Annotated in this window: 10 protein-coding genes; all 10 read left to right on the plus strand. The window is 59.1% G+C overall.

The genetic code is table 11. The annotated features are described in order from the left end of the window. A partial coding sequence (locus tag ABYV89_RS10835; protein ID WP_432822976.1) for a Holliday junction DNA helicase RuvB C-terminal domain-containing protein occupies positions 1-178 on the plus strand: 178 nt, incomplete at its 5' end. A 73-nt stretch (positions 179-251) separates the two neighbouring features. Further along, positions 252-1,580, plus strand: coding sequence for a diguanylate cyclase (locus ABYV89_RS10840; RefSeq protein ID WP_432822967.1), 1,329 nt, complete (start codon positions 252-254; stop codon positions 1,578-1,580). 3 nt (positions 1,581-1,583) lie between these two features. Continuing rightward, complete coding sequence (locus ABYV89_RS10845) at positions 1,584-1,961, plus strand: hypothetical protein (RefSeq protein ID WP_432822968.1); 378 nt, start codon at positions 1,584-1,586, stop codon at positions 1,959-1,961. A gap of 122 nt (positions 1,962-2,083) precedes the next feature. Continuing rightward, on the plus strand, positions 2,084-4,420 hold the full coding sequence (locus ABYV89_RS10850; protein WP_432822969.1) for a hypothetical protein: 2,337 nt from the start codon (positions 2,084-2,086) through the stop codon (positions 4,418-4,420). A 91-nt stretch (positions 4,421-4,511) separates the two neighbouring features. Then, the gene (locus ABYV89_RS10855; protein WP_432822970.1) at positions 4,512-5,051 is read left to right on the plus strand and encodes an epoxyqueuosine reductase QueH; all 540 of its coding nucleotides are present in this window, start codon (positions 4,512-4,514) and stop codon (positions 5,049-5,051) included. A 3-nt stretch (positions 5,052-5,054) separates the two neighbouring features. After that, positions 5,055-5,264, plus strand: coding sequence for a DUF2905 domain-containing protein (locus ABYV89_RS10860; RefSeq protein ID WP_432822971.1), 210 nt, complete (start codon positions 5,055-5,057; stop codon positions 5,262-5,264). 88 nt (positions 5,265-5,352) lie between these two features. Continuing rightward, positions 5,353-6,321, plus strand: coding sequence for a patatin-like phospholipase family protein (locus ABYV89_RS10865; protein ID WP_432822972.1), 969 nt, complete (start codon positions 5,353-5,355; stop codon positions 6,319-6,321). Positions 6,322-6,385: 64 nt separating this feature from the next. Then, a complete protein-coding gene (locus tag ABYV89_RS10870) occupies positions 6,386-6,691 on the plus strand; it encodes a phasin family protein (protein WP_432822973.1) in 306 nt (101 codons plus the stop codon). Positions 6,692-6,700: 9 nt separating this feature from the next. After that, positions 6,701-8,392 carry a 2-polyprenylphenol 6-hydroxylase gene (gene ubiB / locus ABYV89_RS10875; RefSeq protein ID WP_432822974.1) on the plus strand — a complete coding sequence of 564 codons (1,692 nt, stop codon included), beginning with the start codon at positions 6,701-6,703 and terminating at the stop codon, positions 8,390-8,392. Positions 8,393-8,587: 195 nt separating this feature from the next. Continuing rightward, entirely contained in the window at positions 8,588-9,517 is a 930-nt protein-coding gene (gene lpxC / locus ABYV89_RS10880; protein ID WP_432822975.1) for a UDP-3-O-acyl-N-acetylglucosamine deacetylase, read from the plus strand. Positions 9,518-9,650: the final 133 nt, after the last annotated feature.

Here is a 9,650-nt window from a genome sequence, read left to right on the forward strand (position 1 = left end):
CACCCTGGCGGCGGCCGTCGGCGAAGAGAAAGACACCATCGAAGACGTGATCGAACCCTTCCTGCTGCAGCAGGGCTATCTCAACCGCACCCCCAGGGGGCGCACCGCGACCCCCCTGGCCTATGAGCATTTCCGGCGTCCACTTAAAGAGACGTCCAGCGGCCCGCTTTTTTCCTGACGGCGCCAGAGTATCGCAGGCGTCACAAACGGTCCCAGGAGGGGAAAATAACTTTCGTGTCACAGATCAAGCTATGAACAAGCCTTCGTTCACCCTGGTTAAAAAGGTACTTGCCGGCTACCTGATGATTGTGCTGTTCAGCCTGGTCGCCATCGGCTACGCCCTGACCAGTCTCCACCAGCAGACGACCCAGTCGGAGCAGTTGGTCGCCGTTGAATTCAAGGCACTGACCCTGCTGCGCACCCTGCGGCAGACCCTGCTGGCCCAGGAAAGCCTCACCAAACAATACCTGATCCTCAAAGACCAAACCTTCGGCGAGCTACTGAAACGACGACACCTGGAATTTTCCGAACAGTGGCAGCAGCTGGACACCTTGGCCCTGGAAACCGCCGGGCAGGACCTGCGGCAGCAGGTCGACAGCTATCGGGAGCAGGCCGAAGACTGCCTGGCCCTGCTGACCGGAGCCCGTTGGCAAGACGCTGAGACCTGCTCCCAGAAGTGCGATACCCTGAGGGACAGGCTGCTGAACGAAATTACCCGGATCATCGGCCTTCAGGATCAGGGAATCGACCGGCAGCTTTCGCAATTGACCGTCAACAGCCGCCAGGCCTACCGGATTACCTGGTTTCTGGCCTTTATCGGTATCTCCCTGTCGGCCCCGGCCGCATTTGCCCTGGTCTTCAGCATCCATCGCTCAATCAGGGCCCTGCTGCGGGCGACCCGTGAAATCGCCGAAGGGAGCTTTGACTACGAAATTCCCTTCGATCAGAAAGATGAATTCGGCCATCTCGCCCGTGAGTTCGCCCGCATGGGGCAGAAGGTGCGACAAATGGAAGAACGTTCCCTCGATGCCAATCCCTTGACCCGCCTGCCGGGCAACCTGGCTCTCGAGCGCGAACTTCTGGCCCGCATCGACTCAGGCACACCCTTTTCACAGCTCTATTTCGACCTCGACCATTTCAAGGCCTACAATGACCGCTATGGGTACCAGGCCGGCAGCAACGTCATCGCCCGGGTCGGCGAACTGCTCAGAAAAAGTCTCGACGAGACGGGCAGCCCAGACGACGTACTCGGACATATCGGCGGCGACGACTATGTGGTACTGACCTCCCCGGAGCGGGCGGAGGCGCTGGCGAACACCGTGGTGACCGCTTTTGACCTGATGGCCCCATCGTTCTATTCCGAGGAGGATGTCAAGGCCGGTCACTTCAAAGGGAAAGATCGCTTCGACGTCGAACGCACCTTTCCGCTACTGACCATCTCGGTCGCTATCGTCGACTCAGACAGCCTGGACACCCCCCTGGCGACCACCATCGGACAGGAGTGCGCCCGCATGAAAGAACACCTAAAAAACCTGCCGGGAAGCAACGTTCTGCGCAACCGGCGCCACCGACTGGCGTAGACGATGAAATTTGTTCCGCTGTTATTGATCGCCGCAGTGATTTCAACTGGCTGCGCCTCCCTGCTGCCGCGCCCCGCCGTTCAAGACGAAGTCGGTCAGCAGGAGGCCTTTCTCCGTTTCGTCGATGCGGAAACCGCCACCGGGCGTAAACAGGCGTTGCGGGCACTGCAGCGTGAGTACCCCCAAGGCCCGCTAACCAGCGGTGCCACCCGGCTGGAGGCGGCCCGCTTGGAGCAACTGGCCACAATCAACAAGTCGAAGGCAGAGCTGAAGCGCTGCCAGAAAGAAACCACGCAACTGGAAAGCGAAAACGCTGCGCTGCGCAAAGACCTGGACCAACTCAAACAGCTGGTCATCGAAATGGAGATGCGGGCCCGCTAGGAGGCTGTCGGCAGAAATATTTTGGCAATACCGAATCATTGTGTTAGCGTTCCCCACCGCACGCAAGACAGATCCGCCGCAGGTTCCCCCATGCAACCGCCAACCTTGAACCGAAAATCGTAATGGATCAGGAAACCCGCCACCTTTTCAGCCAGCAGCTGGCCCACTGGGCCCGCCAGACGATCGCGGAGGGGCGTTCTCCGTTCCGTCGGGTCGACCTCGACCAGCCGCTGCTGGCCCCTGCCGGGGAACTTCGCCCGCCCCTGGTCTTCTGGATCAACCGGGAAAGCTTCATGGCCGGCGGAGTGGTGCTGCTCCCCGACAAGGATTCGCCGGAAACGGCCGCCATGGGCCGGGCCTGCGCCGAAGCTCTCGGCCTGCGCCATTTCGTGACCTGGGCGGCCCGCGAGATCACCTTCTGGGAGATCCGCGGCGAAGCGATTCTGACTTACAAGGACATCCCGCTCGACTCATCGGACCCGGCCGGATTTCAAAGAGCCCTGCGGCTGTTGATGGAAGAACTCAAACCCCTTTCGGTGCTGGGGACCCTTCCTCCTGCACAGCTCTCGGCCTTCTACCTCGCCAACCTGTGGCATTCGGCACTGCAGGCATCAATGGAGCCGCTGACCGAGGAATACCGGGCGGCGCTGGGGGAGCATCCGCTGGAGCAGGAAGAGTCCCCGGAAATCCTGGCCTATAACAAAGGGGCCATGACCCTGCTGCGCCTGCTGGCGTTGACCTGCCTCGATCAGCTCCCATCATCGGTGCAGCCGGAAAACCTCGATGTTGCCATGCAGTTCGCCCTCGACACCCTCCCCGACTCACTGAAAAAACCGCTTCAGCAGGGCCCCAGGGAGCTGCCTCTCCCCACGTCGACGGCGGTACGCTTTCATCACCTGTTTCGCCGGCTCAGCCAACTCGACATCGGTAGCGACCGCCAGCGCCTTAATCGCGCCCTGGAAATTTTCGTCGACGGTGAAGCCCCGCGGCTCGGTGCCGCATCCTGCGACAGCCCGGCAATCCGCTGCCGCACGGCAACCCTGCTTCTGCACCCGGCCCGGCCCGCGGTGGTCGACCCCTCGGGCAGCCTGATGGAAATCGCCAGCCCGCCGCTGCTGGCCTTGCTGGCGCTGCTGCGGGAAACCCTTGGGCTCCCACCCGCGCGACAACAGGCCAGCGACGTCTTTTCCCTGGCACCGGCTACGCCGCCGGTTCTGATTCATGGTTCGCTGAGCGACGGGTCCACTCCATCGAAAAACCAGCGCCAGACCTTCGCCACCTACCTGCGAACGTCCTGGCCCTCGAGGCGTTTTGCCCTCGACCCCAAAACGCCTCGCTGGAGCTGGGAACTGCTCCACCTGCTCGGACTGGCGGCGGATCAGGCCGACATCGAACTGACGATCCCCGCCGACTGGCTGACCGCTCGCTACGCCGAACCGCTGGTCAACCTGCTGCAGGAAGAGTTCACCCTTAACCGACTCTCTCTGCGCGACAATGGCCGGCTGACCGTCCTGCTGAGCAAAGACCGGCGCCCGGACCAGGCGACCTTGCTTGAAGGCAAGGCCGGAGCCCGTCAAATCGGCTGGCAGGAACTCTGCGAAGGCCATCGCAGCATGCTGCCGCTGGCACTGAAGCTGGACGAATCAACCTATTCACTGGTCGAGGCGGGACGCCTCGCCGTCCCCGTTGCCGAAGACTGGCCGGTGGAAATGGAGCGGGAGATCTTCCTCTTCAGCCGCTCCTCGCTCGGTCGTCTGCTGTGGGACATTGTCAGTGGCGGACAGCCGCTTCCGCCAGGCAAACATATCGAGGAGCAGTTCAGGCGACAGGGAGTTCCCCTGCCGGGGCTGGTGGTGCTCGACAACCTGGGCCTGCTGGGCTGGAGCGAGGACAAGCCGCTCCCCTCGACCAGTGTCCTCGACGAAGAAATCGGCCGCTGGCTCGGCAAGGACGTCGCCGCCGCCGAAACGGCGCCGAAAACCCGCATCCAGGTCGGCCGCCACCAGACAGGGCCACCTACGCTCGAACTGCAGGAACAGATCTGCGCAGAAGTCTTTGCCGATGGGCTCCCCCGGTTTCCAGAGCAATACCTCTACCAGCACTACCGGCCGCAACTGACTTCTTATCGCTTCACACCGCCGCTGGCGATCAGTGGTGATTTTTTCGGACTGTTCACCCTGCTGGATGCCGATGGCCAGACCCTTGAGGTCGAGGGAGAGGAGACCGCCAGGGCGCTGCTGCTGGTCGCCGCCGCCGGCCGCACCGAGGCGGCCCTGCCGACAGATCGCCAGCTGGCCATGGCCATCCTCGAGCAATACCTGCGCGACCTGCGCAAACTGCGGCAGGCGCTGGTGCGCCAAACCCACGTGCGGATCGCCAATACCGGGACAGCCGCCCATATGACGGAAAAGATCTGGAACCAACAGCCGCTTCCGCCGTGGGAACTGGTCAACGCCTGAGCTTCCGGCTATTGACAGCAGGGACACGACAAGGGACAATGCATTATCGGCCACCAAGATGGCCGGGACTCCCAGCAAGGACAGGATTTCGATGAAGACCCTTCTGCATGTGTGCTGCGCCAACTGCGCCATCTATCCGGTTAAGATCCTGCGCGAACAGGGGCAGGCTGTCACCGGCTATTTTTTCAACCCGAACATCCACCCCTTTCTTGAATTCAAGCGCCGCCTGGATACGGTAAAAGACTATGCCGAACGCACCAGCCTGGCCATGATTTACCGCGAAGAATACCTGCTGGAAAACTTCCTTTCGCAGGTCGCCGCCAAGCCGGCCGGCCGCTGCGACTACTGCTACCAGTCCCGGCTCGAAGCAACCGCCCGCTACGCCTCAGAAAACGGCTTTTCAGCGTTTACCTCTTCGCTGCTCTATTCACGGTTTCAGAATCACTCCGCCATCCGCGAACAAGGCGAAGCCCTCGGCCGGCGATTCGGCATCCGCTTTGTCTACGAAGATTTCCGCAAAGGCTGGAACGAGGGGATTAACATCTCCAAGTCGATGGGACTGTACCGCCAGCAGTACTGCGGCTGTATCTATTCGGAACAGGACCGCTACGCCCCCCGGGCGGTGAAGTGACCCATGCCCCCCGGGAAACTCCTTGTTTTCCTTGGCCTCGGCCTGATCATTGCCGGCCTTTTTCTCAGCTATGGCGGGCGCATACCTTTGCTCGGCAAACTCCCTGGTGACTTGCGCATCCAGCGCGAAAATTTCTCCTTCTACTTTCCCCTGGCATCCTGCCTGCTGGTTTCGGCCGTGCTGTCACTGATTTTCTGGCTCTTCCGCCGCTAACGCGGCGCTTGCCAATCGAGCGGGGGGCTCCTATAATAACCCGCACATGCGACACCGCCGCGCAGGCCTACTGCAGGAATGGGGAACGATGAATCCGCACCGCGCGCAACACAACCGACTCGGACTCGCCCTCGGCAGCGGAGCCGCGCGCGGCCTTGCTCACATCGGCGTGCTCAAGGTGCTGGAGCAGGAGAATGTGCCGGTATCCTGCATAGCGGGAACCTCGATCGGCGCCCTGATCGGCGCCCTCTATGCAGCCGGCGTTTCGGTCGCACAGATGGAAGATGTCGCCCGCAACGTCGACTGGCAGAAAATGGCCGGACTGATCGACCCGATCATTCCTACCTCGGGCTTGATTGACGGCAAAAAGGTATCGCAGTTCATTTCCGAACTGCTGCCGGTTGAAACCTTTGAAGAACTGCGCATCCCCCTCGCCGTCGTTACCACCGACGTTGAATCCGGCGAAATGCTGATCATTAAAAGAGGCCTGCTGCGAGAAGCACTGCGGGCCGCAGTCTCCTTTCCTGGCCTCTTCACTCCGGTCCGATTCGCCGGCCGCTTTCTGGTCGACGGGGGCTTGTGCAACCCGGTTCCCGTCGACGTCGCCCGCGCACTCGGGGCGGATCGGGTCATTGGCGTCTGCGCCATACCCGAGGTGGAAAAGCGTCCCCAGGAAGCCTTTGTTCCCAGCAAACACCAGGACGACCAACCGAAAAATTTTCTGCTCGATTTTTTCAACTCGGAGATGGTGGAGAAAATCCTGCGCGACATCTGGCGGCCCAACGAACGCAGTGAAAAATCCCGCAGCGAGAAGAACCCGCCGGACAAATGGCGCAAGCCTCCGGGAATGCTAAAAATTTTCGCTCAATCCATCGCCATCATGGAAAACGAGATCAACACCCTGCGGCTAGAACGCGACGAAGCCGACCTGCTGATTCGGCCGGAACTCAACGGCATCACCCTGCTTGAATTTCACAAGGCAGAACAGGCCATTCGTTCTGGTGAGCGGGCAACCCGGGAAAAAATCGCCCATATCCATTCGCTCTGTTCAAATTGAAACCCTGTCGCCTTGTGTTACTATTTAATTTTACAAAGGATTACCCATTCATAAGGAGGATTCCATGATCGAACTGATTGAGAAAACCCTGCTGGCCGGCATGGGCGCGGTATCCCTCAGCCAGAAGAAAGCCGAAGAACTGATTCAGGACATCAGGCAGCGTTTCAACGTCAGTGAAGACGAAGGCAAGGCGCTGCTGGACAAAATCCAGGGGGCAGCCAAAGAAAACCAGAAAAAACTCGAAGAACTAGCCCTGCAGGAAGTCCAGAAAGCCTGCGAGCGACTCGGTGTGGTCACTGCCGACGAGTTCGACAAACTCAAGAAGAAGGTCCACCATCTCGAAAAAAAGTTGCAGGAAAAGGGAGAATAGCCCCCTTCCATGCTTTCTTTTTTCAAAATCAACCGGAACATACGCACCATCCGGCGTTACCGCAACGTTCTCGGCATCCTGATCAAGTACGGCTTCGGGCACGTGGTCGAACAGCTCAACATCAACTATTACCTCGAGCTGGGGCGACGGATCGTGACCCTGGGCACGGCGACCAAGGAAATCGAGCGCCTGACCCAGCCGGAGCGCCTGCGCCTGGCGATGGTGGAACTCGGCCCGACCTTTATCAAACTGGGTCAGATCCTGTCGACCCGCCCCGACATCATCCCCAAAGAGTACGCCGATGAATTCGGCAAATTGCAGGACAAAGTCCCCTCGATCCCTTTCGAAGAAATCGAGCTGCAAATCCAGCGCGAGCTCGGCTATCCAGTCGACGAACTCTTCAGCGATTTCTCCCCGATCCCGATCGCGGCTGCCTCGATTGCCCAGGTCCACCGGGGACGGCTGAAAAGCGGCGAAGAAGTGGTTATAAAAATCCGCCGGCCGGGAATCAAACAGATCGTCGAGACCGATGTCGATATCCTGATCGGGCTGGCCTACCTCATTGAAAACCACATCCCCACGGCGGAAATCTACGACCCGATCAGCGTGGTCAAGGAATTTCGCCGCACCATCAGCCGCGAAATGGATTTCACCCGCGAAGGGCACACCATCGACCGTTTCGCGGCAAATTTCGCCAAGTCAACCACGGTCCATGTCCCCCGAGTCCACTGGCCCCTCACCGGCGAAGGGGTGCTGACCATGGAATATATCGAGGGAATCAAGGTCTCCAACCTGCAATTGCTGCAGGAGGCCGGCTACGACCTCAAGGAGATCGCCCGTAACGGCGCCGACGTCTTCCTAAAGCAGGTCCTGGTCGACGGTCTTTTCCATGGGGATCCCCACCCCGGCAATTTCTTCATCCTTCCGGGCAACCGCATCTGCATGCTCGACTACGGCATGGTCGGCCGGCTTGACTCAGAGCTCAAATACCAGCTGGCCGACCTTTTGCTGGCCATTCTGCAGCGGGATGTCGACAACGTCATCAGCCTGCTCCTTTACTCTGGCGACATCACTGAAGACATCAACACCAAGCACCTCAAACGCGACCTGTCTGAACTGATTGACGACTACTACGAAATCCCGCTGCAGGAGATCAACGCCGGCAAGCTGCTCACCGAATTCATCGAAATCCTCACCCATTACCGCATCAAGTTCCCCGCTGACCTGATGCTGCTCGGTAAGGCCCTGATCACCATCGAGGGGATCGGGCGCCAACTCGACCCGGACTTCAATATGATCGAGCACCTGCGGCCGTTCATGGAAAAGCTGATGCGTGAAAAGGTGACCCCGGCCAACGTCTCCAAAGAAATGATGCGCGTAGCCCAGTCTTACGGGGCCCTTGCGAAAAATCTGCCGCGCGACATCAAGGAGTTTATCAACCGGGTCAATCGCAACAAGTTCAAGATCGATCTGGAACACCGGGGGTTGGAAAAACTCATCACCGACCTTGACAAATCGAGCAACCGCCTCTCGTTCAGCATGTTGATCGCCGCCCTGATCGTCGGTTCTTCCCTGATCATGCAAACCAACAAGGGACCGATGCTGTTCGGCTTTCCCGTGCTCGGTTTCCTCGGCTATTCAATAGCCGCCTTTCTAGGGCTCTGGCTGGCGATCGCCATTCTTCGTTCCGGCCGCCTGTAAGTTGCAAAAAAACACGGGTGTGTTTTCTGCACCACAAAATTCTGTGCACAACCGCAACAGTCCCACAAAACACCGTTATGCCAAATGTAAAAACATAACAAAATCAAGCCATTACAGGCTAATGAAAATTGGCAAGCCCTTTGCATATAGATAGACAATGCAAGCTGACTATCAGCGCAAAGGGAGAAGTTTTCGATGATCTACCAATGCACCATCGCCAGTTCGACCACAATCTCCGGGATCGGGCTCCATTCGGGCAAAATGATCAACATGACCCTGCGTCCTGCCGAAGCGGGAACCGGGATCATCTTTCATCGCACCGAAGGGGAGCGGACCGTCTCCATTGAGGCCGTTTCCGCCAACGTTGTCGATACCCGCCTGGCCACTGTCCTCGGGAAAAGCGGCCTGACCGTTTCGACCGTCGAACACCTGATGGCGGCGCTCTGCGCCCATGGCATTGACAATCTGCACATCGATATCGACGGCCCCGAAGTCCCGGTCATGGACGGCAGCGCCCGGCGCTTTGTCGAGACCCTCCAGCAGATCGGGGTTCGCTCCCTGCCCCGCAGTCGCAAGTTTCTTGCGGTGCGCAAGCCGATGACCGTCATCGACGGCGAAAAGCGGGTCAGCGTCATTCCCTCGCGCTTTTTCCGGGTGACCGCGGACATCGCCTTTGATCACTCGTCCATCGGGCTGCAGCACCGCTCGGTCAAGGTAACCAAAGAATTTTTCCAGCGTGAACTGGCCCCTGCCCGAACCTTCGGCTTTCTGAAAGAAGTCGAATATCTCAAGGCCAACGGTCTGGCCCGCGGGGGCTCCCTGGATAATGCCGTAGTGATCGGCGATGAGGGGGTACTCAATCCTGAAGGCCTGCGCTTCAACGATGAGTTTGTCCGGCATAAAATCCTTGATTCGATTGGCGATTTCAGCCTGGCCGGCTACCCGATTTTGGGCCATTTCAAAACCTTCAAGTCGGGTCACGACATCAACCACCAGATGATCGAGAAAATTCTGGCCTCTCCAGACAGCTGGAAACTGGTCGAGTTCACCGAAAAAGACCTGCAGGAGGCACTCCTTGCCGCTCCGCCTGTCCTGGCTCCCGGGCTGGCTCTGTCCAAGGCCTGATTCGGCTTTATAGACACACCATAAGAGGCAGCCCAGGGCTGCCTTTTTTTGTTCTTAAATCCTTGAAATCAGGGTTGCCTTTGTCCTAAGATTGAGTACTTAGATTGTCAGCCACGAGGATTTGGATGTTCCC

Origin of the sequence: Trichloromonas sp., from assembly GCF_041583255.1 — a bacterium.
In the GTDB taxonomy this organism is placed as follows: domain Bacteria; phylum Desulfobacterota; class Desulfuromonadia; order Desulfuromonadales; family Trichloromonadaceae; genus Trichloromonas.

Coding starts and splice junctions, on each gene's coding strand:
- lpxC (WP_432822975.1), top strand. CDS start 8,588: ATGATCTACCAATGCACCATCGCCAGTTCGACCACAATCTCCGGGATC.
- ABYV89_RS10840 (WP_432822967.1), top strand. CDS start 252: ATGAACAAGCCTTCGTTCACCCTGGTTAAAAAGGTACTTGCCGGCTAC.
- ABYV89_RS10855 (WP_432822970.1), top strand. CDS start 4,512: ATGAAGACCCTTCTGCATGTGTGCTGCGCCAACTGCGCCATCTATCCG.
- ABYV89_RS10850 (WP_432822969.1), top strand. CDS start 2,084: ATGGATCAGGAAACCCGCCACCTTTTCAGCCAGCAGCTGGCCCACTGG.
- ABYV89_RS10865 (WP_432822972.1), top strand. CDS start 5,353: ATGAATCCGCACCGCGCGCAACACAACCGACTCGGACTCGCCCTCGGC.
- ubiB (WP_432822974.1), top strand. CDS start 6,701: ATGCTTTCTTTTTTCAAAATCAACCGGAACATACGCACCATCCGGCGT.
- ABYV89_RS10860 (WP_432822971.1), top strand. CDS start 5,055: ATGCCCCCCGGGAAACTCCTTGTTTTCCTTGGCCTCGGCCTGATCATT.
- ABYV89_RS10870 (WP_432822973.1), top strand. CDS start 6,386: ATGATCGAACTGATTGAGAAAACCCTGCTGGCCGGCATGGGCGCGGTA.
- ABYV89_RS10845 (WP_432822968.1), top strand. CDS start 1,584: ATGAAATTTGTTCCGCTGTTATTGATCGCCGCAGTGATTTCAACTGGC.